Source organism: Klebsiella sp. CN_Kp113 (assembly GCF_040064585.1).
GTDB lineage: Bacteria > Pseudomonadota > Gammaproteobacteria > Enterobacterales > Enterobacteriaceae > Klebsiella > Klebsiella michiganensis.
In genome coordinates this window covers 94,732-120,509 of record NZ_JBEAID010000019.1, presented here as the reverse complement: position 1 = coordinate 120,509, position 25,778 = coordinate 94,732, and the positions used below count along the sequence as shown (strand labels likewise).

The window sequence follows — 25,778 nt, the reverse complement described above, 5'->3', positions numbered from 1 at the left end:
TAATGATAGGGATTGGCACACCCAGAAAGAAAAGCAATATTGAACGCATAGGTTCCTCCCGTATAATGAGTATTAGACGTTATAAATCACGCTGACGGCCGCCATAGGTGGCACAGAGACTGGCAACAAAAGCGCCAATTAACAGAGAAATAAATGACCACAGAGTGACGTAGCTGGTGGTTTTTCTGGCAGCGTCTGCGGCCTGCTGCGCTTTATCTTTTGCCTCTTTCAAATTAGCCTGGGCTTTATCATAAACCGCCTGTACCCGCTGCTCGGCCTCTTGCTGACTGATGCCGGTATTCTGAGAAACCAGCTGCGCCACATAGGTCAGATCATCCTTGGGAAGCGCGCCAGAATAAATACTGTTAGCAAAAATGCCCGTCACCTCGGCTAATTGAGCGGGTGACTCCGCCTTTGGCGGCGCCGGCTGATTCATGGCCATAACATCATTGCCCGATGCGTTGCTGTTACCTGCCGGAGTGGAGCCGCTAGCCCTGAACAGCGAGCGGGTAAAATATTCCATCGATGACTTCGATAACATCGATGATCCCTCCCCCGCGTTATTCACGGCGGTTGCCGTCGCGCCCCCGGCAACGGAACCAATGACTTTTGCGCTGCCGCCGATGAGTGAACTGATGGTGGTGGTTAAAAGGACGGCTGATACCAGCAGCGCCACCGCCCACGTCAGAAAGCCATGCGCCGTATCGCGGAAATAGATTTCATTGGTATGCGTATCAACCCATTTAGTCCGAAGCCGTCCGGCCAGATATCCCCCCATTCCTGACGCCACAATTTGGGTAAACGTCAGCCAGGCGATGGCGGCAATACCGACGGTACCCGCCGCAAGACCTTGATTTTCCCAGGGAGAGATTGAGGTGAGGCCTAATCCGGCGCCAAGCATGAGCAGCATAAGCGCCAGCGAGGCGGCAGCGGCGGCGCCTGCAAATATCGCCCCCCATGAAACCGCGCTCGCGCTGTTTACAGCAGCCGCAGGCAAGTGCCTGGCCGCTTCCTGACTGCTTATATTGGTAGAGTCGTAGATATTCGTCATTTACGTTGTCCTTTGAAATAACTCAATTAGCCCGGTGTCGTTTTACACAAACGTCCAGAGCAGGAATTTACCTGCCAGACCCAGGGCAATATCGAGCGGGATAATTATCGTCAGCAGCTATCACCCGCTGCTTAAATTTTGGGCATTCGACACAGAGCCAATTATCTAAATTAATATGAACGAGCAGTGCATGAATTTAATCAACAATTTGATTTTAGTAGATGATTTTATTTTAACCATTCTTTATCGCCAAAAATATTGCCGCATAGCTGTAACTACTTGTTAGCAATGAATTTCCAGACGCAGGGGATTATGAGGCGAAAATATGTACTACGGATACGGATTGGCCAGCTCAGATAGAATTATCTTATTTTTGTAGTGGTAATTAACTGAATAGCCTTGTTTATTAAAAGTGGCGTTAGTTTTTTATTTGCATTATCTGCTATTTCATATACCCGCCGGCAACGTAAATAATCGCCCGCTGCTGATATCGCAGCAGATGAACAGATTGAGAGAGGCACGGGGAAGCGGTCACTCCCGCCTCATGGCGATCGCGATGGCTCCCCCGGCATCCCTGCTTCATGCCCGTTCCGCCCCGGACTCATTGGCCCTTTTGATTAATTAGCGGGCAGATAACGCAAAGCGCTGCTCAAGTACATGCGCAATCTCATCGTCTTCCAGCCGCTGCTTTTCTACCCGATCCGCGGTAATGCTCTTGAGCGTATTGCCCAGCAGAATAAAGCGCCCCTCGGGCTGATGCTGTATAACCAGCAGCTTTTGTACAAAGACCGCGTCGGGGTGCGTGGAGTTAAGGAAATTGGCCGGAGCAAAATCAATCCATTCCTGAGGTGACAGGTCAAAACCGTATTGGTTGGCCCAGCTTCCCTCAACTTTTGCCTGCAGCAGATAGTCGCCGTGCGCATCGCGGCTAAGCCGGAACGTATCGAAATCCTGGATAATGTCCGTATCAAGTTCATCCAGGGCCAGCGGCGCGCGAATACCGTAGCTCCCAAAGCCAAGGTCGCAAAGCCACTGACAGCCCTCGACTTCCGCGACGACCGCCATATGGGTTTTAGGCCGGCGCGCGGGATAAAACATGGGCCGCGCCGCGACAAACCGCCAGGCAATGCCCAGCGCTTCCAGCGCCATGGTAAACAGCCCGTTGAGTTCATAGCAGTAGCCGCCCCGTCTCTGCCGTAAGAGCTTGTTGGCAATATCATCGGGCTCCATCGACACGATTTTACCTGCCTGTACGTCCAGATTTTCGAAGGGGATGGCAAAGAGCTGGTGACGCATGAGCGCGTGTAGCGTTGCGGTATCCGCTGCCGCAGGCCCGCTATAGCCTATGCGGCGGAAGTAAAGTGAAAGGTCAAAACTGTCGCTGTGCATGTGATTTCCCCGGCTGGTTGGTGTGGAACACACTATAGATGGCGCCCCGCTTCGCCTGTATAGTCAGATTTATCAAAAAGCAGACTATACAGATGACGATGTCCGAAATATCCCCGCCGACGCCCCACTACCGCCGTATAGCCGATATGCTGCGGCTGACGCTTGCTTCAGGCGCTTTACGGGCAGGAGATCGCATTATCTCCGCGCGTAAACTGGCCGAACGCGAGCAGGTCAGCCTCCCCACGGCCCTGGAAGCGCTGCGTTATCTTGAGGCGGAGGGTCTGATTATCGCGCGACCGCGTTCAGGCTATTTTGTCCGCCAGCCAGCCGCCTCCGGAAATGAACAGCGCGCTGCCTCTTTGCCCGGTCCGGTGCCGGTGACTATGTCCGCCATTGCCCGGTCGCTGTTCGGTAGCGCTGAAGCGCGTCTGGTGCCGCTTGGCGCCGCGCTACCCGATCCCGCCTGGCTTCCCGTGGATGCACTACAGCGGGCACTGCACACCGCCGGTCGTCGGCTTGATGCGCGCGGGCAGAGCTACAGCCTGCCCCCGGGAAGAGCGGACCTGCGCAGAAAGATTGCCGCACGCGCTGCGCAGTGGGGCGCTCTTTTTGGCGCGGATGACCTTATCATTACGGCAGGCGCTACGTCTGGCGCTCCGCGCGGTATGCCAGCCGGGTGATGCTGTCGCGATTGAGCAGCCCGCCTACTTCGGCACGCTTCTGCTGCTGGAAGATCTGGGTCTGAAGGCGTTACAGATCCCCACAGACCCGATTGAAGGCTTATTGTTGGCGCCCCTTGAAGAGGCTGTCCAGCGCCACCGCCCTGCGGCCGTGCTCGCCTCACCCACGGTGCAAAATCCGCTGGGTGCCAGCATGCCCGTGGCGCGCAAACAGGCGCTGGTGGCGCTGCTAGCCGATAAGGGCATCCCGCTCATTGAGGACGATGTGTATGGCGATCTTGCCGGTGGCGCCCAGCGTCCGCCCGCGTGTAAAGCCTTCGACAGGGACGGAAATGTGATTTATTGCAGTTCGCTGTCGAAAACCCTGGCGCCGGGCTGGCGAATTGGCTGGATTGCTGCCGGACGCTATCACTCCGCGGTATTGCAGGCCCGCATGGCCGGAGAATGGGCAGGCGCGCCGCTGATTGAAGCCGCGGCAAACGAGATCCTCGCCAGCGGCGATTACGACAGGCACCTGCGGCATCTGAAGCTGCGGATTGCGGAAGGTATGCGCGCTATCATCACCCGAGTTGAAGCCTGCTTCCCACCGGGCACGCGCGTCGCGGCTCCGGAAGCCGGCTTTTTGATTTGGGTTCAACTCCCCTCCAGGATAGATGCGCTGGAGGTACATCGTCGCGCACTCGCCCTGGGCATTGGCGTCAGTCCGGGGCCGCTGTTTTCCCCGGGCGCGGCGGAACTGCAAAACTACCTGCGCCTGAACGGTGCGAATGAACCCACCCCCGCGCTTTTGCATGCCGTGGAACAGCTCGGTATCGTATGCCACGAATTGGCCAGGGAACATTGACAGCGGCTATTGCCCGGGGCCGGTCAATTGGAGATAAAACCAGGATAGGGTAACCAATCGGGACGGGCAACGTGTCGGCCGCCTCCTCGGGGTGAACCGCGCGCTTTTTTCAAGCGCGCGGACACAGGCAGACTGAACCAGCTCTTCGACAACCAGAACCAGCCCATAGCGCCACAGGCGTATCAGATGTGCAGCAAGATGCTGACGGTCGCCGCTGGTCGTAATTTTTTTATCCTCATACTCTTATTCAGGACTCAGGATGACCGTCGATCGCTGCCTGAAGATCCCGGTACTCCTCGCAGCTATGGCCGCACAGCGTGGCGATAGTTTTCAATTGCTCTTTTGCCAGGTCAGGACGGCCTTTCGCCAGCCATGCTTCACCAAGGTATTCACGTACTTTGGCATAGGTCGGATCGAGCGCGATTGAACGCTGATAGTAGCCGATGCCCTCATCGGTACGGCCCAGCTTACGCGTGGCATAGCCCCGGTAATTCCAGGCTTCCGCGGTATCGCCATTTTTCAGGGTGTTGAGCAGGTCCAGGGCCGCCTGGTACTCCCCTTTTTTGGCCAGATGATAGGCATAACGCGTTTTATCTTCATCGCTGAGCTGGCTTGTTTTTTCAGGGACGCACTGTTTTTTCGTGCTGTCATACACCTGACCGCTGGGGCAGTCCGGCGTTTTGCTATTGGTACTATTGTCACCTGCGGCCAAAACCGGCGTGGTCAGCAGAGCAAACACCACGGGCAGCAGCAGACGTTGATTAATGGCGGAATGTAAAAACGACAACGTGTTCATAGTGAACTCCGGGTTAACGAAAAGAACGGCAAGGCAGCATACGACGCGGTATGCTGTCCCGTAGCAGATAGTGAGGGAAAAGCGCGCAGCAAATATGACCGGCCCGCCGCTTTTTTTCAGGGGCGTTCCCCGCTCCAGCGGCTCCCGGATATGTGCGCTTGCAAACAGGAAAATGACATTGGCTGCGGTGACCCAATGTCGTGCCAGGGTAAAACTATCGCGGCACTGTTGTGTTAGCGGTTGCGTTGTTGCAGTCATAAATGATGACTCCATCAGTACGTTGATGATGAGTTAACGCCACAACCTTTTAATCTATTCGATAAAAAATACGTTTTTTCGTTTTTTATCGCCGGGCTCAGGTACGATCCTTCTTCGCGCCCTCGTATGAGTATATATCCCCGTTTATTCCTTCACATTTCTGGCGACGCAGCGAAGAGGAGTATCTTGTCGCCAAATATCAGTGATAGCCAGCGCCGGGCTGACGCTGACGGAACGGCCCGGCATGCCCCTGGCCTCTGACGCGGTAAAACGGAGGCTTAAAAACCTAACGGGAATGTCACTCAGCTAAAAAACCACCATCAATGGGATAAACGCCTCCGGTACAGAACGCTGATTTATCTGACAACAAAAACAATATGAAGTCTGCGATTTCCTGCATTTTTGCCATCCTTTTCATAGGGTGGCTATTTGCGAAACTGCGTACGATATTTTCAGGGAATTCGCTTATTCGTGGGGTTTGGACATAGCCCGGAGCGACGGCATTGATGCGAATGCCTTGACATGCAAACTCCAGCGCTGCGGTTTGGGTTAAACCAATTATACCATGCTTAGCGGCGGTGTAAGGCGCCAGCCCAGGAATGCCAACCAGACCATTTACTGCAGATAAATTAACGATAGCGCCCCCCATCTTCATCATCTGAGGTATCTCGTATTTTAGGCAGTAAAAAACGCTGCTCAATGAGGTGGCAATGACCTTATCCCAGTTTTCAACTGTCTGCTCTGTTATCTTTTTACCATGCTCACCTGTTATGCCTGCATTATTGACAGCATAATCAAGCCTGCCAAAATAGTTGATAACGTCATCTATCATTTGCCGTACTTGTTCGGGCTGTGACACATCGCATCCGATCCCCATTGCTGGTTGCCCCTGTGAAGACAATTGTTTCGCTTTTTGTTTCGCCTCCTCTGACGAGCGGGATACAATGACGACCTTCGCGCCATGTTTGTGTAACTGCTCTGCGACTGCCTCGCCTATACCTGCAGTGCTGCCGGTGATAACAGCCACTTTATTTTGAAAATTCATAATTCCCCCTATGACGTAGCATTGAGTCTTACATCTGAGGAAGTATACAAATTCGCAGTGACAGTTTTTGTCAGTACTCTTTCTCCGGGCCGATCCCCTCTTTCATTCTCCATTTATTCAATAAAACTAACCTGCTTTCACTATACCTGGAATCCAGCGGCACAATGCCTTGTATTTTGTCCGTTCTAAAATGACGGAAATCCTTTCTCATTTCACACCATGCAACCAAAAGCCAGCATGACTCCATATATACCAATGCGATGGGCCATATGACTCGAGAAGAGTTAACATTGCTCTTATCACAATACTTTATTTTGATCCTCTTTCGTTTTTTAATCGCATTACGCAAGTCTTCAAAAAACACCTCATTCTTTTCTGTGGGACCGGTCAGATAGGATTGACTCTCAATAAGATTTTTTAATTCGCCGGGAATAACGGCATGTATTTTGGCAAGCGCATTCCTTGCGTTTTTTTTGAAATCATTATCCGTATTATGAGAAACCCAATTAAGCCCAAGTATAATAGCATTGATTTCTTCATGAGAAAGATTTAAGGGCGGCAAATGAAAGTCAGACTTAACGATATAACCCATTCCAGCCACCCCTTCAATGCACACGCCTTGCTGCTGTAGCGTTTTTATATCTCTGTAAAGGGAACGCACGCTTATTTCTAATCTTTCTGAGAGAGCGGATGCCGTGATCGGATATCTTTGCGCCCTTAATATCTGTAGTAATTCGAGAAGCCTTTCTGTTCTGGTCATGCTGATAAATCCATCTTGATCCTGAGACGATATCTTAACGCCTCTGTTGGATAAATATCTTAGTATAAAGCAAACGTACATGCTTAAGCTGAGTGGCTCCCCGTTGTTTAATACACCGCGACAGGACATAGGGTGAGTTTGGTAGGCAGTGCTTTGTGCCAGAAGCGGACATTATCGCTGGATAATATCCAGAAACCGGCTTCAAACGTTCACCATGCTACACTTTCGCCCTGAATCAGATAAACAAACGGGTAGTCACGTTGGATAACGGATCTCAAATACGATGAAAGTGATATGGGTGAGGCACGCAGAAACCGAGTGGAATCATAGAGGGATTATTCAGGGGCGTCGCGACAGCTTCGTAACCCACCGCGGTATGCAAGAAACAGCGGCGTTACTGACAGCGCTGACGAAAGAGGCATATCCGATAGAATGTGTTTACAGCTCCCCGCTTGGGCGCGCCTTGCACATGGGGCTGAAGCTGTCTGAAGGTCTTGGCTGCCCGTTAAAAGTTGAAGAATCTCTTAAGGAACAGTCGTTTGGTTGCTTTGAAGGGATATCTTTCGAGCACTTCAGGCGAGACAATCCGCGTGATGCAGATGCGTTGCTCGCCCTTGATGCAGCCTATTGTCCCCCGGAGGGAGAGTCGTTAGCCCAGGCGACTCGACGCGTGATAAATTTCTTACGACACCTGCAAAATACCAATGAACATCAGATCGTCGGTGTTGTTTCTCACGGGCATGTCAGTCAGGGCGTGCTGGCGTTACTTAAAGAGGGGACTCTCGATAACTTCTCTCGCTATGCTCACCCCAATGCGAGTTACTCTGTTTTCGATTTTACGGACGGCAAATGCGCCGCGCTCAGATGGGGGATGGCTACCCACCTCATTCAACTTCAACGATAAACGCCCATTAAGACCCCGGGGGTCCTGTGTGCCCGAGCGGGTATTAAATGCTGATACATTTTTCATCAGTGCCTCACGCCATGGCGTGAAGCGTCGGCTGGTCCCGCTCTCACTCACGCTTTTTTACCTGGTGGGAAAAGCGCAGATTGCTTCAAAAAAATTACCGTATTTGGTATATTGTTGTTTATTGCTTACTCACCTCTGCGGTGCCAAAAAGAACAAGATTCACCGCTACCCAGGATAAGAAAATGTTAGATTACCGCTTCCCGACAGCTTTGCAGATGGTTCTCAGCGTAGCAATGGCGGAGCAGTTGGGTGAACGTTCGACGAGCGCGATTCTGGCCTACGGCCTGGAAGCGAACCCGAGCTTTATCCGCAAACTCATGGTTCCTCTCACCCGTGACGGCATTATTGTCTCAACGCTTGGCCGCAACGGCTCTATTCATCTTGGCCGCCCGGCGGAAGAGATCACCCTGCGCGATATCTACGTCTCCGTTATCGAAGATAAAAAACTGTGGGCGTCGCGCCCTGACGTCCCCGCCCGCTGCGTGGTCAGCGCAAACGCGTGCTGGTACTTCAAATCTATCGCCGATGAAGCGGAGCAGGCTTCGCTACAGGTACTGGCACGCCACACCGTGGCAAGCGCGCTGGAAGAAGTGAAAAAAGCCGATACCAGCGGGTGCGATCCGGTGCCTGAACTTATCGCCAAATATAAAGAAGCCCATTAATTTTCCTTGAGCGCCAAAAAACCGCCTTCACTGTGAAGGCGGTTTTTTGTTATCTGCCGCACCCTACGCCGGCGAAACGTCCTCAGCCGGTTTACCGCGCGTCACGAATTTACGCAGCGTCACGTAAAACACCGGGGTCAGGAACAGACCAAACAGCGTCACCCCCAGCATCCCGGAGAAAACCGTGATCCCGGTAACGCCGCGCACTTCCGCGCCCGCGCCGTGACCGAGGATCAGCGGGATGGTCCCGGCAATAAAGGCGATAGAGGTCATCACAATCGGGCGTAAACGCAGGCGACACGCCTCCAGCGCCGCTTCCATGATCCCTTTCCCCTGGATTTCCAGCTCGCGGGCAAACTCCACGATCAGAATCGCGTTTTTACAAGCCAGCCCCATCAGCACCACCAGCCCCACCTGTACGAACACGTTGTTATCGCCGCCGGTCAGCCAGACGCCAAACAGCGCGGAGAGCATCGTCATCGGCACGATAAGAATCACCGCCAGCGGCAGCGTCCAGCTTTCATACAGCGCCGCCAGCACCAGGAACGCCAGCAGCACCGCCACCGGGAAGACGATCAGCGCCGTATTGCCCTGCGTGGCCTGCTGGAAGCTCAGATCCGTCCATTCGATATTCATCCCGTTCGGCAATATCTGGCCGGACATCTTCTCCAGCTGCGTCATCGCCTGCGAGGAAGAGAGTACGCGCGGATCGGCATCGCCAATCAAATCCGCCGCCGGATAGCCATTGTAGCGAATCACCGGGTCCGGCCCGTAGGTGGTGCTGATATTCACCATACTGCCGATTGGCACCATTTCGCCCTGATTATTCCGCGTGCGCAAATTGGCAATATCCTCCACGCTTTCGCGGAACGGGCCGTCAGCCTGCGCCATCACGCGCCAGGTCCGCCCGAACTGGTTAAAATCATTGACGTAAGACGATCCCAGATAGGTTTGCAGCGTACCAAACAGATCGGTGAGCGACACGCCCTGCGCTTTCGCCTTATCACGATCGACCTGGACATCCAGCTGCGGCACGTTCGCCTGGTAGGTGGAGATCGGGAAGTGCATCCCCGGCGTCTGCATAATGGTACCGGACATCGCGTTTACCGCGCTTTGCAGCGCACCATAGCCAAGACCTGCCCGGTCCTGAATATAGAGCGAATAGCCGGAACCCTGGCCAAGCCCTAAAATCGGCGGAGGCAAAATAGAGAAGCCAAAGCCCTGCTGGATTTGCGCGATTTTCGCGTTGATCTCAGCGTTAATTTCCGCCGCCGAATGTTTACGCTGGTCGAACGGCTTCAGGCCAAAGAAGACCGTTCCGGTATTCGGCGTATTGGTGAACTGCAGCGCGTTAAGCCCCGGAAACGCGACCGCGTAATCCACGCCTTCGGTATTCATCCCGATTTCGCTCATTTTGCGGATCACCGCATCGGTGCGCGCCAGCGATGAACCTTCCGGCATTTTCACGCCGCCGATTAAATACAGTTTATCCTGCGTCGGTATAAATCCGCCGGGTACCGCTTTAAACATGACGCCCGCCGCGCAGAGCAGCAGCACATAGACCACAAACACCGCCCCGCGTCGTCCGAGCGTTTTTCCCACCAGCCCCTGATAGCCGTTCGAGCTGCGGTGGAAGAAACGGTTAAACGGACGGAAAATCCAGCCGAAAAGACGGTCGATAAGCCGGGTCGGGAAGTCTTTCGGCGCGCCGTGCGGTTTTAGCAGCAGCGCGGCCAGCGCCGGAGAGAGCGTCAGCGAGTTGATGGCGGAGATCACCGTGGAGATGGCGATCGTCACCGCAAACTGCTTGTAGAACTGGCCGGTCACGCCCGAGAGAAACGCCATCGGCACAAACACCGCGCACAGTACCAGCGCAATGGCGATAATCGGGCCGGACACCTCACGCATCGCCTGATGCGCCGCGGCGAGCGGAGCCAGCCCTTCCTCGATATTTCGCTCGACGTTTTCCACCACCACGATGGCGTCATCCACCACGATGCCGATGGCCAGCACCAGCCCGAACAAGCTCAGGGTATTCAGCGAGAAGCCCAGCAGGTAGAGAATGCTGAAGGTACCCACAACCGAAACCGGCACCGCGATCAGCGGAATAATCGACGCGCGCCAGGTTTGCAGGAACAGGATCACCACCAGCACAACCAGCACCACCGCTTCCAGCAGCGTTTGCACTACCGCGCGAATGGAATCGCGAACAAATACCGTCGGATCGTAAGGCGCCGCCCATTTCATATCCTGCGGGAAACGCTTCGACAGCTCGTCCATTTTGGCGCGCACCGCGTTAGACAAATCGATGGCGTTCGCCCCCGGCGACTGGAAGATACCAATCCCGACCGCGTCTTTATTGTTCAGCTGGGAACGCAGCGCATAGCTGCCGGAGCCCATTTCGATACGCGCCACGTCGCGCAGGCGGACGACCGTACCGTCCTGCGTTGTTTTCAGGACAATATTGCCAAACTCTTCTTCGGTATGCAGGCGCCCCTGGGCGTTAATGGAGATCAGGAAGTCGCTCTCTTTCGGCAGCGGCTCGGCGCCAAGCTGCCCGGCGGAAACCTGGACGTTCTGCTCCTGCATCGCCGTGACCACATCCGACGCGGTCAACCCGCGCGCCGCCACCTTGTTGGGATCGAGCCAGACGCGCATCGCGTATTCGCCCGAGCCGAAGATCTGAATTTGGCCGACGCCGGGCAGGCGCGCCAGTTCATCCTTCACCTTCAGCGTGGCGTAGTTACGCATGTACAGGGAGTCGTATTTACCGTTTGGCGAAAACAGATGCACCACCAGCGTCAGCGTCGGCGACTGCTTCTGGGTGGTGATCCCCAAACGCCGCACATCTTCCGGCAGACGCGCCTCGGCCTGCGATACCCGGTTTTGCACCTGAACCTGCGCCTGATCGGGATCGGTACCCGGACGGAAGGTTACGGTGGTCACCAGTACGCCGTCAGAACCGGCGACGGATTTCATGTACATCATATTTTCAACGCCGTTGATCGCCTCTTCCAGCGGCGTCGCCACGGTCTCGGCAATCACTTTCGGGTTGGCGCCCGGATACTCCGCGCGCACCTGCACGCTGGGCGGCACGACGTCAGGATATTCGCTCACCGGCAGCAGCGGGATGGCGATTAATCCGGTGATAAAAATCAGAATCGACAGAACGGCGGCAAAAATCGGCCTGTCGATGAAAAAACGGGAAAAGTCCATGGGTTGGATTCTCAGGTCAAGGGATCAGTTGATGGCGGTGCTGGCGGTCATGGCCACGGTTTTCGCGTTAACCGGCATGCCCGGCATAAACACTTTCTGTAGACCATCGACGATGACTCTGTCGCCCGGCTTCAGCCCCTGCTGCACGATGCGCAAACCGTCGGCCAGACGGCCCGGCGTAATATCACGGCGCTGCGCTTTACCCTCTTTATCAACGACATAAACATATTTGCGATCCTGATCGGTCAACACCGCTTTATCATCGATAAGCGTGGCGTTGAATTCCGCGCTGCCCGGCAGGCGGACGCGGGCAAAGAGACCCGGCGTGAACTGACGCTGCGCGTTATCCAGCAGCGCGCGCATCCGGATGGTGCCGGTGCTTGGCGTTAACTGATTATCGAGAAAATCCACTTTGCCCTGATGGGGGTAGCCCTCTTCGCCAACCAGGCCAATCTCCACCGGCAGCGCCAGATGATTGCTGGACGCGCCCTGCCCGCTGCGGGCGAGATTTTGATAATGGAGGTAGGTCGACTCGTCCACGTCAAAGTAGACGTAAACCGTCTTCTGCGACACCAGCGTGGTGAGCACGCTGGCGCTGTCGCCGGCGGTGACGAGGTTACCGCTGGTGATCAACGCCCGGCTGGCGCGGCCATCGATAGGCGCGGTCACTTTGGTGAAGTCCAGGTTAAGCTGCGCGGCGTCGACTGCCGCCTGCGCGGCGCGAATGTCGGCCTGCGCCTGGGTGGCCGCGGCGCGGCGCTGCTCCCACTCTTCGCGGGAGACCAGGTTGGTATTGACTAATTTATCGGTACGGTTAGCCTCGCTTCGCGCCAGGCTGGCCTGCGTTTTGGCTCGCGCCAGCGTCGCCTGCGCCTGTTCCAGCGCGGCGCGATAGGTTCTGTCATCGATAGTGAACAGCACCTCCCCCTTTTTCACCTCCTGGCCGTCGGTGTAATTCACTTTGTCAATGTAGCCGGAGACGCGGGGTCGCAGCTGGACGCTTTCCACCGCTTCAATCCGACCGTTAAAGCTGTCCCACTGACTAATGGATTTGACGACCACATCAGCGGCGCTGACGGCGGGCGCCTGCGGCGCGGCGTTTTGCGCGACGCCCTCATCGCATCCAACGAGGAGCGCCGAGAGCAGCATCACGCCCGGCACAGTCAGATGAAAGTTACCCCAGTATTTTTGCAGGCTCATTATTTTTATTCCGGTATTGGTAGCCGCCGGGCAAGACGCAGCGGAAGACACCGCGCCACTTCCTTTGTCCGGGCTGGCTTAAGGCCATTTGTGTCGTTCATCGCCACAAAACTGTAACAGTTGCGAATACACTATCGCGGCGATTGTAGGAAGGCGCTAAATTTAGTGCAAGAATAATTGTTGCACTTTATGTGCTATTCCTGGCGCCTAAAAATGGCGCGTTTCCGGCATGGATTTAAATGCAACAATAAAACTTGCAATTAGTGCAAAAACGGGCCACCTTTAAATGCAACAGATAAAGATGCTTTTTTAGACGCTGCGTAGAGGTACATCAGATGAACACTGGCGCATTCATTCACGATTTACTCGACTGGATCGACAACAATCTTGATAGCCGTCTGGATATTGGCACCGTCGCCAGGCGAGCCGGCTATTCGAAATGGCATCTGCAGCGGCTATTTAAGGAGCATACCGGTTATCCTCTCGCCGAGTATATTCGCGCGCAAAAACTACAAAAATCGGTCGAGCGCTTAGCCCACAGCGACGAACCGATTTTGAATGTGGCGATCGCCCTGGGCTTTGACTCCCAGCAGTCCTTCAACCGCAGCTTCAAGCGTCAGTTCGGCCAGGCCCCCGGCGCATGGCGCCGCAGCATCGGCAACCCGGATACGACGGGATTACGCCAGCCGCCCCCGCCCTTCTCTGACTAAATTTTGCGCTCGCCGCGGCGCTGTGGCCGCGGCGGATATTAAGCGCCTCACTCCGCATCCAACCTGCGCGCCGCTCAGGGATCTGCCGTTCTTCGACCGGCAAAATAGTGCGCGGGGGTGCTCCCCATCGTTTTTCTGAACATGGTGATAAACGCGTTGACCGACTCATACCCCAGATTAGCCGCCACGTTTTGCACCGATACCCCGCTTGCCAGCTCCCGCAGGGCAATAATCAAATGCAGCTGCTGACGCCATCGCCCGAAGGTCAGACCGGTTTCGCGCAGCATCAGGCGTGCTAATGAGCGCTCGCTGAGCGCCAGCCGTTTCGCCCAAACTTTAAAGGTGCTGCGATCCTCCGGGTGGCTGACCAGCGCATCCGCCATGGCGCGGATCTTAGGATGCGCCGAAACCGGCAGACTCAGCTTCTGCTGCGGCATGGTGGCCAGCTCATCGAGCGTCACTCTGGTCAGCCTGCCGACATGGCTCTCCGCGGTGTAATCGACGTCCGCATTCGTTAAGCGGTCAACTAACGCTTTAATCAGCGGCGAAATCGCCAGCGTGCAGCATTTCTCCGGCAGCGCGGCGGCGCCGGGTTCAATAAACAAATAGTTGAGATGCGCATTCCAGGTCGCTTTGGCGCTGTGCGGGATCCCACCGGGGATCCACACCGCGCAGTCTGGCGGCACTATCCAGATATCGTTTTCCGCACGACAAATCACCGCCCCATAGAGGGCAACGATCAGTTGTCCCTTGCGGTGGGTATGAACCGGCACTTCTGCCGCGTAATCAACGAAATCAATATGCCGCGCGACGGCAGGGCTCGGCGTGCTATCGGGATCAAACAGGGTATGGGCAAGTCTGGATGGCATCTCATTGGCAACATTTAGGTATTTTTTGACAGAATAGAGTATTTAAGGAGACGCGCAAAGCGGGAATAATTCCCGGCATGAGCACATTAACTTCCCATCACAGCCGTTTTTTACACGCGATAAGCCGTTGGTCAGGCCGCATAGCCTCTCCCTCGCTGCTGAGCGACGCCCATGCCCTGCTCTATTCCGTCAGGAGTTTTGCCGCCGCGATGCTCGCCTATTACGTTGCCCTGGCGATTGGCCTTGAACGGCCCTCATGGGCCATCATCACCGTCTACATCGTGTCGCAAACCTCGGTGGGCGCGTCCCTGAGCAGAAGCCTTTATCGCCTGGCCGGTACCGTGGCCGGCGCGGGGGCCACGGTATTGATTGTGCCGACGTTTGTGAATACGCCAATTCTATGTAGCGTGATTCTGGCAGGCTGGATCACCTTCTGCCTCTATTTATCCCTGCTTGAACGCACGCCCCGCGCCTATGCCTTTGTGCTGGCCGGTTATACCGCAAGCCTGATTGGTTTTCCCGCCGTCGCCGATCCCGGCACGGTGTTTAACATCGCCCTCATCCGGGTACAGGAAATCGCGATCGGTATCGTCTGCGCCGCGCTGATTCACCGCTACATTTTACCTGCCCGGATATCAGGGCTGTTCAACAGCAAATTAGCCCAGACGCTGCACGCCGCGCGCCAGCGGATTGCCGACACCCTGGCAGGCAAGGCCGACGCGCAGTCAGAGCCGCTGCATCTGGCGCTGGCGCTACAGTTTCTGCAGGGTATCAGCCACCATATCCCGTATGATTTTGCCCTTTTGGTTCCGGCCCGCCAGGCCAGGAAAGCGCTCCATGACAGGCTGGCGCGGTTAGTGATTGTCAACGGCGAAGTGCGCGATCGTTTGCAGATCATCGCCGAGATGCCCGCCGCGATGCAGGCTCTACTGAATGACGTGCAGGTCTGGCTGACCTGCGACGATACCGGCCAACGCAAAAACGCCGCAGAAGCGCTGCACCAGCGCAGCGCGCAGTTAGCGCAGCGGCTCGCGGCGCAGGCGCGGACCTTTGAAGATGCGCTGCGGGTAAATTTCTTACGCTACATCGCTGAGTTGATTACCCTCCTGCAACAGTGTGAGCGGCTTTCGGAGACCATTCATCACGCCAGGCCTGCGCCAGCGCAGGCGGAAGATCGTGCGGCGACAGGATACGTTTTCCATCGCGATCCCCTCAGCGCCGCCCGCACGGCGTTGGGCGCTTTTGTCATCATTCTGAGCGGCTGTCTGCTATGGATTTACTCTGCCTGGCCCGATGGCGGCACGGCGGTGTCAATTCTTGGTGTTTGCTGCACGCTGTTTGGCAGTTTCGACACGCCGGCCCCGCATATTGTGAAATATATTATCGGCTCTGTCTGGGGCGTAGTGATAAGCCTTATCTATAGCTTCGCCCTGCTTCCTCCGCTCAGCGATTTCCCCGTGCTGGTGGCGGTGCTTGCCCCGGTCTATCTGCTTGCCGGATCGCTGCAGGCGCGGCCCCCCACGACCTTTATGGCCATGGGGATCACCCTGACGCTGCCGGTACTGTGCGAGCTGGGCGCGCGCTACAGCGGCGACTTCGCCGACGCGGCCAACACCGCGATCGCCCTGTTTTTCGCGACCGGCTTTGCGGTTATCGGCATGAGTCTGCTGCAAACCGTACAGGCGGACGCGGCGATAAAGCGTCTGCTGAAACTGTGCCAACGCGATATTCGCCGCAGCGTGAGCGGCGTATTTAAAGGCGATGAAACGCACTGGACCAATCTGATGATCGACCGGGCCGCCCTGCTGCTACCACGCTTGCCGCGCAGCGGGCAGTCCTCCGCCCGGGCGCTCGATCGCCTGGTGCACTTTCTGCGCATTGGCCTCTGCGTGATGCGCCTGCGCCGTTGCGAAACGCCCGCCGGCAGCGATATCCACGAGGTGCTTTCTCGTCTTACCCGCACAACGGAGACCGAAGCCTTACGCGAGCGCATTGCCGCCATGGCGAACCGCTGCTTGCCCGCGAGGGATGAACAATCATGCCAGTTTGTCGACCGACTGGTCGATCTGCACTGCGCGTTACGGACGCAGAACGAGGAACCCACCCATGATAAATGACATCAATATCGGGGGCGTTTTTATCCCCGGATTGCTGCTGACCGCGCTCATTGCCCTGGTCTGTACGCTGTTACTCGTACCGCTTTTCTCCTGCAGCAGGCTTTACCGCCGCTTGCCCTTACGCCCGCTGCTTGATGTTTCAACCTATATCGTGACCTTTTTCCTGCTTTTGCAGGGCCTGACCACACTGGGGTTATTCGCATGAAATCTTTTTTCTCTTTGCTGGGCCGTTACGCGCTGACGTTAATCGCAGTAGCGGTAGCGGCCTGCGTGGCGTTTATTTTCTGGAAACAGTATACGCAGACGCCCTGGACGCGCGATGGCCGGGTTCGGGCAGATGTGGTGCAGATTGCGCCGGATGTTTCCGGGCCGGTGAGCAGCGTGGCGGTGCGGGATAATCAGTGGGTTAACCGCGGCGATGTGCTTTATGCCATCGACCCGCGCTGGCTGAAGCTGGCGGTGCTCAGCGCGCAGGCCGACGTCGAAGCAAAACGTCATGAAATGCTGATGCGCCAGGATGCCGCCCGGCGACGCGCGCTCATCAAAGGGGTCATTTCCGGCGAGGATATCCAGCAAACAGGCAGCGCAGCGCGCGTCGCGGCGGCCAATTATCAGGGGGCGCTGGCTGCGCTGGAACTGGCGCAGCTGAACTTATCCCATACAACGGTGCGCGCACCGGTTACCGGCTACGTGACGCATCTTCGGCTCCGCCCCGGCGACTACGCCGCGGCGGGAGAGACAAAGATCGCCGTGGTCGATGCGCACAGTTTCTGGGTGGTGGGCTATTTTGAAGAGACTAAGCTGCGTCATATTCGCGTCGGAAGCGCCGCACACATTTCGCTGATGGGGTTTGACTCGCTCATCACCGGGCACGTGGAGAGTATCGGCCGGGGGATCGATGATAGCAATGACGAGACCGGCGGGCTGGGGCTGCCGGATGTCAATCCCACCTTCAGCTGGGTGCGACTTGCGCAGCGAGTCCCCGTTCGTATTCAGTTAGATAAGATACCGGAAGGGATTGAACTGGTGGCGGGACTATCCGCCAGCGTTTCTATCCTGCCTGAAAGCCCTGACGGCGGGCGTAGCGGAGGATCGGGCTACGTGGCTCAGGCTATCCACCCATAGTGGACCCGAGACTCAATGAGGAAACGACGCTTCCTGCAAAAATATCTGGCCCGAATACACCGAACTCGATATTCTGTAATGCTTTGTATTTTTTGTGAACAGGAAAAAGTATGCTTAGTACGTTACCCGATTTACACAGAAGTTTTGCAGAGCAACTCAAGCTTAACGTTCAGTCTGACGCCCGGATTCACTCCCTGCTCGGGGGCGGATCGCTTATTCATGGCGGATTTGATAAATACTCCGATTTGGATTTTGTCGTTGTAGTAGACCCTCTCTACTACGATGAAATCATGGCGCAGCGTGTGGCGTTCGCCGGAACAGCAGGCAACCTGCTGCATGCGTTCACCGGGGAACATGTCGGAGAGCCTCGCCTGCTGATATGCCTGTATGGCCCTGAACTCCTCCATGTCGATCTGAAATTTGTCACCCTGGACATGCTCACTCAACGCGTTGAGGAGCCGGTAGTGTTATTTTCTCGCGATCGCCATGCCCTGGAGCGACATCTGGCACAATTTCGGGCCCAGTGGCCTGACATGACGCCGGAGTGGTTTGAGTCCCGAGCCTGGATCTGGCTTCATTATGCGGTGGTTAAACTGGGAAGGGGCGAACTTTTCGAAGCGATGGGTATGCTGTCATTCTTCCGGGAGCAAGTGCTGGGACCGATGCTGTACCGCCGCGCCAATCTACCGCAGCGTGGGGTTCGCCGCATTGAATGCCACAATATCGATCCTGAGGGCCTGCTGACCTCCACGCTGGCCACGCACGATCGTGACTCCGTCAGCATCGCCATCAGCAAGGCGGTTGACGCTTATATCAATCTCCGCGCTGATGCGCTGCCTGAAAATATCGCGGACGATGCGGCACGACGGGCGCTCCTTGCCATGCTGAAAGCGTATTCTGAACGGGTTTAAACGCTACTTCCGGCCGCTTAAGTGGCCGGAATGTAAAAGAGAGTCTGATACACATCATTGAAGGCCCGCTCCTCCTCATTGCAAACCCTGGCTTTGTTGAGTCTGGCAGCTATATGCCAGAAGCGGATGTCTTAAGCCTGTTCTTTCCTTTAAACGCGAATACCGCAGGATATCGACCTGAATATTATTGATTTCATATCAAATACTTGCAATGGATTTTTAGCTATGGAAGAGATAAAAATCGCTGATGCTATATGAAACATTTTAATAATGACGGAATCGGATGTTGTTCGTAATGACCTTTAATTTGGAATGAGATATAACGTGCCTCGAAGAAAATTAACATTCTCATAACGTAATTAGGGTTAAGCAAATGAAGCAGGTTGGCATTGTTGGTTGGCGAGGAATGGTCGGTTCTGTTTTGCTACAGCGAATGATCGAAGAGAACGACTTCGACAATATATCAGCGCATTTTTTCAGCACCTCCAGTGCAGGAGCCGCCGGTCCTGTCATTGATGGCGTCAGCTACACACTTAAAGATGCTAATTCCGTAAGTGCGCTGGCCGAAATGGACATCATCATAACCTGCCAGGGCGGGGATTATACCAAAGCAATATACCCTGCTTTGCTTAACCATGGCTGGGAAGGCTACTGGATTGACGCGGCCTCAGCGCTACGGATGGATGAGAAAGCCTGCATTATTCTCGACCCCGTCAACCGCAACAATATCGATCGTGCAATTAAAGAAGGTATTAAACTTTTTGTCGGCGGCAACTGTTCCATTACGCTGAGTCTTATGGGGCTGGCTGGGTTGATAAAGGCTGACTTGATCGAATGGATGAGTGTGATGACCTACCAGTCCGCATCGGGTGCTGGTGCACAGTATGTACGGGAACTCATTGCGCAAAGTGCTTACATAAGCCGCCATTTATCTCCGGATGAGCTGGCATCCTCAGGTTCAGTGCTTCCGTTAGTTAATAAGGTCAGTGAATTGATTAACAGCGCTGATATGCCGACCCAGAACTTCGGTGCACCTTTGATGGGCAGCATCATTCCCTGGATTGACAGCGATTTAGGCGATGGCAACAGCCGTGAAGAATGGAAAGGTGAGGCGGAAACCAACAAAATTTTAGGCCTGTCTCCCGGTACGATCCCGGTAAACGGCTTATGCATACGCGTCGGCGTGATCCGCTGCCACAGCGCTGCTATAACCCTTAAGCTCAAGCGTGAAGTCAACGAAGAGGAATTTGCCGAATTAGTGATGAATTCCCACCCCTGGGTTAACTATGTGCCCAATAACAAGGAAGAGAGTGTCCGTACCCTGACACCGGCCTGTATCAGCGGTTCGCTTAAGGTGGGTATTGGTCGTTACAAGAAAATGTCGCTAAACAATGAACCTATCTACTCGGTCCTGACGGTTGGCGATCAGCTATTGTGGGGAGCAGCGGAACCATTACGCCGCATGTTGAATATTTTGGCTGGCAAAGCGTGAATCATATTATGTGGACAAAACACCTCTCCCTAAACTCAACGGCATAGATACAAGCTGAATACGGAGCACTTGATGGTCACCACACATGTTTTTATCGCGGTTAGTCTTGATGGTTATATCGCCCGACATGATGGCGATATCGACTGGCTGTTGCAGCGCGATGACCCGACAGAAGATCATGGCTATGCCGCATTCATCGCGGACAAAGATTGGATCGTTATGGGCCGGGGGAGCTATGAGAAGGCGCTGACTTTTGACCAATGGCCTTACGATCGACCCGTACTGGTTCTCTCCCGACAGCTAACCGATACCGCCATTCCCGAGGCGCTGAAGGGCAAAGTGCAGCTCTCGAGCCGCACGCCGGGCGAAGTGCTTGCTGACCTGGCGGCGCAAAACGCGCATCGCGTCTATCTGGATGGCGGGCAGGTAATACAGTCGTTCCTGCGCGAAGGTCTGGTCGCCGATATCGTTATCACGACCGTTCCTGTCCTACTTGGTTCGGGAAAACCATTGTTCGGATCCCTGACCAGGGATATCGATTTGACGCTGTTATCAAGCCGCAACTTCCCTTCGGGACTGGTGCAGTCGCACTATCGGCTGACGTCATAAACGGCCTATAAACCTGACGGCGGCCTACGCTAAAGCAACAGTGCCGCCCTGCCAGCGGTACTTACCTTGTTCTTGCGATACCTCTGGCTACTCCCTTTGCATTGAACAGCGCAAATTAGCTTTAACAGAAGCAGAGCCGGTAACCAAACAGATCGTAAACTTCCATGACATCTCCTCAGTCCTGCCTCACTATTTTCGGGCGACCATAACCATATTGTTTTCCACGTAATTCGTTTCTGAACTACTTAATATTTTTCACACTGACGCAGGGGGTCGGTCTGTTAAACCCGTGGCGATTCAGTATCATTATAGGCTGTTGATTCACAGCCTATCGTGGATTTCTGTGTTGACTTATTTAATCAATTCTTTAAGGCGACCGATTAAGTTCGTATATTCCTCCGGTTGCTCAGTGAATAGTTTGGCGTATTTAGCTATAGTGTCCGGTGATACAAACAGGAACGTATTGGACTCCTGCAATTGTTCAAAGGTTGTAGTGACAGATTTGTGGCACGGCGATTGTGTGATTGCACTGTGCGATTTTTTTGACGCAAAGAACAAGCGTACGGTCACGCTTGGAGCGCCGAAAAGCTCTTCACAGATGAAAAGGATGTGGCCAAGTTTGGCATTTTCATCGCGCTCAACCGCCTGAAACTCACCATTTACTGCACTCAGTACACCTTTTGCAATCTCCATAGCGCTGCCGCCACTTAAACCAGGAAGAAGCTGCTGAATAATCTGAGTGTTAACGGTAACACCGCTGTTTTTAATGGTCATCATGTTTCTGGTCTTTTGCACTTCAACAAAAAATCCAGATCCACCGATTAAATTACTCCATGCTTCATAATCGAATAATGATTTTTTTGTCTCATGAAGCGCTGCGGTCATGGCAGCGAACAATACTGTGACACTATCAAATAGATCTTTAGTCCTGTGAGTAAGTTCCGGTGTAGTAGACACATAAAATATATTTCCCGTTTGGTTCATTCGGAATTGGGCTTCCTTCTCAGTATCACCGTTACTCGCAGCCATAAAATTACCACCTGCATTTTTTGTGAGTGCAGGTGATGCGAAAGTGTATGAATCCAACGGGACGGAACCTGCATTAACAGTTTTACAAATATCAGCTCCGACTAATTTTTCAATAATCATAAATCCCCCTCATTAATAGATATATGACAGAAGGCATAGAAACGCCAAAAATATGTAATATGCTACATATCCTTATGATTCGGGTACGGCCTTCATTAATAATGATGCCCGTGGAAGAACGTTTAAAATGTGATAAGGATCTTAAATTTAGCGTATATATTATAAAAACCGATCAATTCTTAATGATTAATCATTTATGCGAATATAATCACGCTGAAATATAAGTCGCAATGATCTTTTAGGGGCATTCAGTATTATGATAGTGTTATTCAGCAAGCTATTTATTGAATGGGTTTACCTATCGCAATTAGGCCTACCCTGATGCGATAACCATTTTTGTTAAAAATAAGAAATCGAATAATTTATTAGGGAAACTATATGGCAAGGAGGCATATTTTTTCTCTGTCGGAAGAGAATCATTACTCGCATTGCCATACGATGAATTAACGCAGTCCAAGTGGGACATTCAGTAAGCATGATCTGGCCTTATAAGTGGTCAACATAAACCCGCCAGCCGTTTTGGTTTTGCCGTCCTTCTTTGCTATCTGAAAAATTTCGGCTTTGCCCCGGATACCCCCCCCTCTGATGCGCTACTGAAGCATATCGCCAACAGGTTAAAACTCACAGGGAACCTCTGGCCCGCTTACCTTTGCGGCAGGGATACGACCCATTGTGAGCATTCAATCGAACTTATGACAAGCTGGTTGGCAACTGGAACAACCAGAAAAAGAAGAGGGAATGGGCTTTGGATCCCCTCAGTCGTAGAGTAAAAACATCTATCCGCAACGTGGTTGGGCACGCTACCGCGGCCAGACCTGCGGAAACTCATCGGCGACAAGCGGCTCTCCGTTGCGAAGCTTAAGCCCCGGAAACGGCGGCGACGTCACGCCGCCGCGTTCGGCGAATGTCGCATCATCCCCTACCCAACGGGCGGAAAATACCCGTCGCGCGCGGGCGGTTGAATTGCCCTTTGCCCCATGCAGCGTGCGGAAATGAAAAGCGACCGCATCGCCCGGCTCCAGCGCCCAGCTGACGATATCGTAATCCTCCTGATGGGCATCAATGTCCGGCAGCTCTTTAAAGCGCGAATGGGAATAGAGCTTTGAACCGTTAAACCGCGTTGGGCTGAACTCATCGTCCCAGCGATGGGAACCGCGAATACAGCGCAGCGAAATCGCCTCCGCTACCGGATCGAGCGGAATCCACAGGCTGACATTCTGCCGCCCCTCCACGCAGTAATAGGGCTGATCGTGGTGCCATGGCGTTACCGTACTGCCGCCGGGCTGTTTCACCAGCGTGTGCTCGTGGAAAAACTTCGCCGTCTGCGACCCCATCAGCGCCGCGGCGATCTCCGCCGCTGGCGACTGAAAAACAAAATCGCGAAATTCCGGGATTCGTTGCCAGTTGCAATAGTCCTGAAAAAACGGCGCCGAGCCGTCCTCGGGGATCACCGTTCGCGCGTGACCGTACTCGCTGGGGTTCGCCATCAGCGCGGCGACGCCGCGCGACAGGCTCTCGATCCACGGCGTGAACACGCCTTTAAGTAGCACGACGCCGTCGGCCTGCTAGCGGTCGACGGTCTGTTGATCAATAAGCGGGGAGTTCGGGTTTTGCATAGTCGCCATCCTGTGTTGATAAATCAGCGAAGAGAATCGGAGGGATCGGCGCGCATCCAGGCGCAAAGGTTTTCCAGCATCGCCATACAGCGTTCGGTCTGGGGGATACTGATATATTCGTCCGCCTTGTGGCCCTGAGCCATGCTGCCCGGCCCGCAGATCAGCGTCGCGACCCCCGCCTCGTCAAACAGGCCGCCTTCGGTGCCGTAGGCGACGGTGGTGAAATCGTCGCTGCCGCACCACTGCGCCAGCCAGCGGGCGAACTCTGACTGCGGGTCGCTCAGCAGCCCCGGATAGTGGCTCAGCGTCTGGAAATGAATATCGCTGCGCTGCGCCACCTTGCGCATCGCCGGAAGCAGCTGCTCGCGGGCATAATCGCCCAGGGCGTCGGTCACGGCCTGCGGGCGCGTGCCGGGTAAATAGCGAATTTCAAAGTCGAACCAGCAGGATTGCGGAACGATATTCAGCGCCGCGCCGCCGTGAATCGTCCCCACCTGCAGCGTGCCCGAGGGCGGCGAAAACCGGCTATCCTGCTGCTGCGCAAGGCTTTCACCCAGCGCGTCCAGCCGGGAAATCAGCCTGGCCGCATAGCTGATCGCGTTAACCCCTTCCGGGGCGTAGGCCGAGTGGCAGGCGTGCCCTTCCACGCGACAGCGCACCGCGAGCTTGCCTTTATGGCCGTAGACCGGGCGCATGTCGGTCGGCTCGCCGATAATGCACAGCGCCGGTTTCCCGGCGGAGGCGCGGAGAAAATCCACCAGGCTGTGCACGCCCAGGCAGCCAACCTCCTCATCATAAGAGAACCCCAGGTGCAGCGGCATCCGCAGCGGCGCGGCAAGAAACGCCTCCAGCGACGCCAGCACGCAGGCGATAAACCCTTTCATATCCGCGCTGCCGCGACCGTAGTAGCGCCCGTCGCGTTCGGTAAGGGCGAACGGCGGCACCGTCCACGCCTGACCATCCACCGGCACCACGTCTGTATGGCCGGAGAGCATCACCCCGCCGGGGCCGGTTGGCCCAAGGCGGGCATAGAGGTTTGCCTTGCGCCCTTCGTCGTCATAAAACAGCTGCGACGCCACGCCGCGCGCGCGCAGAAAGTCGCCGATCCAGGCAATCAGCGCCAGATTCGACTCGCGGCTGGTGGTATCAAACGCCAGCAGCGCGCCGAGGATCTCACGCACGCGGTTATTCATCGCCCGGCACCCCGTAGGTCGGCGCTTCGCGCGGGTCAAGCGCGCGGGTGATGTACGCTTCCATCTGCGGCTCGTAGGCCAGCCACAGCGCTTCCAGCGCCGCTACCGGGCGTTCTTCCGCCCAGTCGACGCGTAAATCCACCACCGGCCAGGCGTAATCCTCCACGACTTTAAGCGCCGCCGAGTGCTCCGGCCCGGCTTCGCCGCCCGCATCGATACCCGCCTGCAAAGCCGCGATCAGGCGACTGGCCAGTTCGCCGCTGGCGGCTTCGAACGCCGCCGTCATGGCGGTAATCACCTGCGGGTTGGCCAGCATATTCCCCGCCGCCACGCAGTTCTCGCCCTGCGCCAGCTGCCAGATGCCGAGCGTATGCTCGCCGCTGAACACGGCGCTCTCGCCGCTGGCGTCGATGACCGCCACCTGGCGATAATCGCTAAACCGGTCTTCGCCCAGCGCCTGCGTCAGGGCCTGCTGCGGCGTGAGTCCCGCCTCAAGCCCGGCAAGGATCTGCGGTCCGAGCGCGGGCAGCGTGATGTTCTGGCTGGACACCGCGCCAACGCCCGCCAGCAGCCACGGGCAGCGGGCGCCGACGGCAATGCTGGATGAGCTAATCGCAATGCCCAGTTGACCCGACTCCGGGCACAGGGCGGAAATAGAGAGGGTCATGGTGCCTCCTGCGCATGCCAGTCGTCAGGGATCACCGCCGTAACGTCAATTTCCATCAGCCACTGCGGCTGCGCGAGAGCCGATACCACCACGCCGGTCGAAATGGGAAACACGCCTTTGAGCCATTTCCCCACTTCCTGGTACACCGGTTCGCGGTAGCGCGGGTCGATCAGATAGGTCGTCGTTTTCACAATATGCGTCAGATCGCTGCCGGCCTCTTCCAGCAGCTGTTTAACGTTCTTCATCGCCTGTTCTGCCTGGGCGCGCGGGTCGCCCAGGCCGATCAAATTGCCGTCAAAATCGGTACCCACCTGACCGCGAACGTACACGGTGTTTCCCGCGCGCACCGCCTGGCACAGATCGTTATTGAGTGTCTGAGTGGGATAGGTTTCTTTGGTGTTAAACATCCGAATACGGGTATGGGTTGGCATAGGTTGCGTCCTCAAATC

21 protein-coding genes and 5 pseudogenes are annotated in these 25,778 nt (G+C 55.3%); 11 read left to right on the top strand and 15 right to left on the bottom strand.

The features are described from left to right. Nucleotides 1-79: 79 nt before the first annotated feature. Both ABLV30_RS12175 and ABLV30_RS12170 read right to left on the bottom strand, forming a co-directional pair. The gene (locus ABLV30_RS12175) at nucleotides 80-1,051 is read right to left on the bottom strand and encodes a hypothetical protein (protein ID WP_014229168.1); all 972 of its coding nucleotides are present in this window, start codon (nucleotides 1,049-1,051) and stop codon (nucleotides 80-82) included. A 621-nt stretch (nucleotides 1,052-1,672) separates the two neighbouring features. Beyond that, nucleotides 1,673-2,440 (bottom strand): arylamine N-acetyltransferase, encoded by a 768-nt coding sequence (locus tag ABLV30_RS12170; RefSeq protein ID WP_265799769.1) that lies wholly within the window; start codon nucleotides 2,438-2,440, stop codon nucleotides 1,673-1,675. A gap of 38 nt (nucleotides 2,441-2,478) precedes the next feature. Between ABLV30_RS12170 and ABLV30_RS12165 the strand changes: the two are divergent. Beyond that, a pseudogene (locus ABLV30_RS12165) lies at nucleotides 2,479-3,964 on the top strand (PLP-dependent aminotransferase family protein). Nucleotides 3,965-4,051: 87 nt separating this feature from the next. Here the strand turns inward: ABLV30_RS12165 and ABLV30_RS12160 are convergent. The 5 genes and pseudogenes from ABLV30_RS12160 to ABLV30_RS12140 form a co-directional block, all read right to left on the bottom strand. Beyond that, nucleotides 4,052-4,189 (bottom strand): annotated as a pseudogene (locus ABLV30_RS12160) (RNA polymerase sigma factor); the annotation flags it as partial. A 22-nt stretch (nucleotides 4,190-4,211) separates the two neighbouring features. Beyond that, nucleotides 4,212-4,760, bottom strand: a complete 549-nt coding sequence (locus ABLV30_RS12155; protein WP_014838337.1) for a tetratricopeptide repeat protein — start codon at nucleotides 4,758-4,760, stop codon at nucleotides 4,212-4,214. Between the two features lie 111 nt (nucleotides 4,761-4,871). Then, nucleotides 4,872-5,018: pseudogene (locus ABLV30_RS12150) on the bottom strand (cytochrome b); the annotation flags it as partial. Nucleotides 5,019-5,316: 298 nt separating this feature from the next. Further along, complete coding sequence (locus ABLV30_RS12145; protein ID WP_025107943.1) at nucleotides 5,317-6,063, bottom strand: SDR family NAD(P)-dependent oxidoreductase; 747 nt, start codon at nucleotides 6,061-6,063, stop codon at nucleotides 5,317-5,319. Between the two features lie 70 nt (nucleotides 6,064-6,133). Then, on the bottom strand, nucleotides 6,134-6,823 hold the full coding sequence (locus ABLV30_RS12140) for a YafY family protein (protein ID WP_265799767.1): 690 nt from the start codon (nucleotides 6,821-6,823) through the stop codon (nucleotides 6,134-6,136). A 283-nt stretch (nucleotides 6,824-7,106) separates the two neighbouring features. On the opposite strand from ABLV30_RS12140, the gene ABLV30_RS12135 reads away from it, so the two are divergent. Together ABLV30_RS12135 and ABLV30_RS12130 are read left to right on the top strand one after the other, a co-directional pair. Then, nucleotides 7,107-7,727 carry a histidine phosphatase family protein gene (locus ABLV30_RS12135; RefSeq protein WP_025107945.1) on the top strand — a complete coding sequence of 207 codons (621 nt, stop codon included), beginning with the start codon at nucleotides 7,107-7,109 and terminating at the stop codon, nucleotides 7,725-7,727. 248 nt (nucleotides 7,728-7,975) lie between these two features. After that, nucleotides 7,976-8,455 carry an Rrf2 family transcriptional regulator gene (locus ABLV30_RS12130; RefSeq protein ID WP_004121015.1) on the top strand — a complete coding sequence of 160 codons (480 nt, stop codon included), beginning with the start codon at nucleotides 7,976-7,978 and terminating at the stop codon, nucleotides 8,453-8,455. 63 nt (nucleotides 8,456-8,518) lie between these two features. Here the strand turns inward: ABLV30_RS12130 and oqxB are convergent, their stop codons facing one another. Further along, the gene (gene oqxB, locus ABLV30_RS12125; protein ID WP_038424435.1) at nucleotides 8,519-11,671 is read right to left on the bottom strand and encodes a multidrug efflux RND transporter permease subunit OqxB; all 3,153 of its coding nucleotides are present in this window, start codon (nucleotides 11,669-11,671) and stop codon (nucleotides 8,519-8,521) included. Nucleotides 11,672-11,695: 24 nt separating this feature from the next. Next, on the bottom strand, nucleotides 11,696-12,871 hold the full coding sequence (locus tag ABLV30_RS12120) for an efflux RND transporter periplasmic adaptor subunit (protein WP_025107947.1): 1,176 nt from the start codon (nucleotides 12,869-12,871) through the stop codon (nucleotides 11,696-11,698). A 335-nt stretch (nucleotides 12,872-13,206) separates the two neighbouring features. Here ABLV30_RS12120 and ABLV30_RS12115 point away from each other — a divergent pair, with 335 nt between their 5' ends. Further along, nucleotides 13,207-13,581 (top strand): helix-turn-helix domain-containing protein, encoded by a 375-nt coding sequence (locus ABLV30_RS12115; RefSeq protein ID WP_025107948.1) that lies wholly within the window; start codon nucleotides 13,207-13,209, stop codon nucleotides 13,579-13,581. A 74-nt stretch (nucleotides 13,582-13,655) separates the two neighbouring features. Here ABLV30_RS12115 and ABLV30_RS12110 read toward each other — a convergent pair whose 3' ends face one another. After that, nucleotides 13,656-14,450, bottom strand: a complete 795-nt coding sequence (locus ABLV30_RS12110; RefSeq protein ID WP_025107949.1) for a helix-turn-helix transcriptional regulator — start codon at nucleotides 14,448-14,450, stop codon at nucleotides 13,656-13,658. Nucleotides 14,451-14,527: 77 nt separating this feature from the next. On the opposite strand from ABLV30_RS12110, the gene ABLV30_RS12105 reads away from it, so the two are divergent. The 6 genes from ABLV30_RS12105 (at nucleotide 14,528) to ABLV30_RS12080 (ending at nucleotide 20,704) form a co-directional block, all read left to right on the top strand. After that, nucleotides 14,528-16,567 carry an FUSC family protein gene (locus tag ABLV30_RS12105; protein ID WP_265799763.1) on the top strand — a complete coding sequence of 680 codons (2,040 nt, stop codon included), beginning with the start codon at nucleotides 14,528-14,530 and terminating at the stop codon, nucleotides 16,565-16,567. Further along, the gene (locus ABLV30_RS12100) at nucleotides 16,557-16,772 is read left to right on the top strand and encodes a DUF1656 domain-containing protein (RefSeq protein WP_014229155.1); all 216 of its coding nucleotides are present in this window, start codon (nucleotides 16,557-16,559) and stop codon (nucleotides 16,770-16,772) included. Before ABLV30_RS12105 ends, ABLV30_RS12100 begins: the two co-directional genes overlap by 11 nt. Further along, a complete protein-coding gene (locus ABLV30_RS12095; protein WP_265799761.1) occupies nucleotides 16,769-17,692 on the top strand; it encodes an HlyD family secretion protein in 924 nt (307 codons plus the stop codon). The genes ABLV30_RS12100 and ABLV30_RS12095 overlap by 4 nt, the downstream gene beginning before the upstream one ends. 110 nt (nucleotides 17,693-17,802) lie before the next feature. Further along, nucleotides 17,803-18,603 (top strand): hypothetical protein, encoded by an 801-nt coding sequence (locus ABLV30_RS12090; RefSeq protein ID WP_032749315.1) that lies wholly within the window; start codon nucleotides 17,803-17,805, stop codon nucleotides 18,601-18,603. A 373-nt stretch (nucleotides 18,604-18,976) separates the two neighbouring features. Continuing rightward, nucleotides 18,977-20,095 (top strand): aspartate-semialdehyde dehydrogenase, encoded by a 1,119-nt coding sequence (gene asd / locus ABLV30_RS12085; protein WP_025107953.1) that lies wholly within the window; start codon nucleotides 18,977-18,979, stop codon nucleotides 20,093-20,095. A 72-nt stretch (nucleotides 20,096-20,167) separates the two neighbouring features. Then, nucleotides 20,168-20,704, top strand: coding sequence for a dihydrofolate reductase family protein (locus tag ABLV30_RS12080; RefSeq protein WP_265799758.1), 537 nt, complete (start codon nucleotides 20,168-20,170; stop codon nucleotides 20,702-20,704). A gap of 351 nt (nucleotides 20,705-21,055) precedes the next feature. Here the strand turns inward: ABLV30_RS12080 and ABLV30_RS12075 are convergent, their stop codons facing one another. Continuing rightward, complete coding sequence (locus ABLV30_RS12075) at nucleotides 21,056-21,853, bottom strand: hypothetical protein (RefSeq protein WP_064375766.1); 798 nt, start codon at nucleotides 21,851-21,853, stop codon at nucleotides 21,056-21,058. Nucleotides 21,854-22,231: 378 nt separating this feature from the next. Here ABLV30_RS12075 and ABLV30_RS12070 point away from each other — a divergent pair. Beyond that, nucleotides 22,232-22,545, top strand: a pseudogene (locus ABLV30_RS12070) (DUF4158 domain-containing protein); the annotation flags it as partial. A gap of 108 nt (nucleotides 22,546-22,653) precedes the next feature. Here the strand turns inward: ABLV30_RS12070 and ABLV30_RS12065 are convergent. From ABLV30_RS12065 to ABLV30_RS12050, 4 genes and pseudogenes are all read right to left on the bottom strand, one after another. Further along, a pseudogene (locus tag ABLV30_RS12065) lies at nucleotides 22,654-23,469 on the bottom strand (phytanoyl-CoA dioxygenase family protein). Nucleotides 23,470-23,492: 23 nt separating this feature from the next. Then, nucleotides 23,493-24,662: an acetylornithine deacetylase gene (argE, locus tag ABLV30_RS12060; RefSeq protein ID WP_064358481.1), complete on the bottom strand. Its 1,170-nt coding sequence runs from the start codon at nucleotides 24,660-24,662 to the stop codon at nucleotides 23,493-23,495. Continuing rightward, nucleotides 24,655-25,329: a DUF1028 domain-containing protein gene (locus tag ABLV30_RS12055; protein ID WP_014229145.1), complete on the bottom strand. Its 675-nt coding sequence runs from the start codon at nucleotides 25,327-25,329 to the stop codon at nucleotides 24,655-24,657. Before ABLV30_RS12055 ends, argE begins: the two co-directional genes overlap by 8 nt. After that, nucleotides 25,326-25,760 (bottom strand): RidA family protein, encoded by a 435-nt coding sequence (locus ABLV30_RS12050; protein WP_064358482.1) that lies wholly within the window; start codon nucleotides 25,758-25,760, stop codon nucleotides 25,326-25,328. The genes ABLV30_RS12055 and ABLV30_RS12050 overlap by 4 nt, the downstream gene beginning before the upstream one ends. Nucleotides 25,761-25,778: the final 18 nt, after the last annotated feature.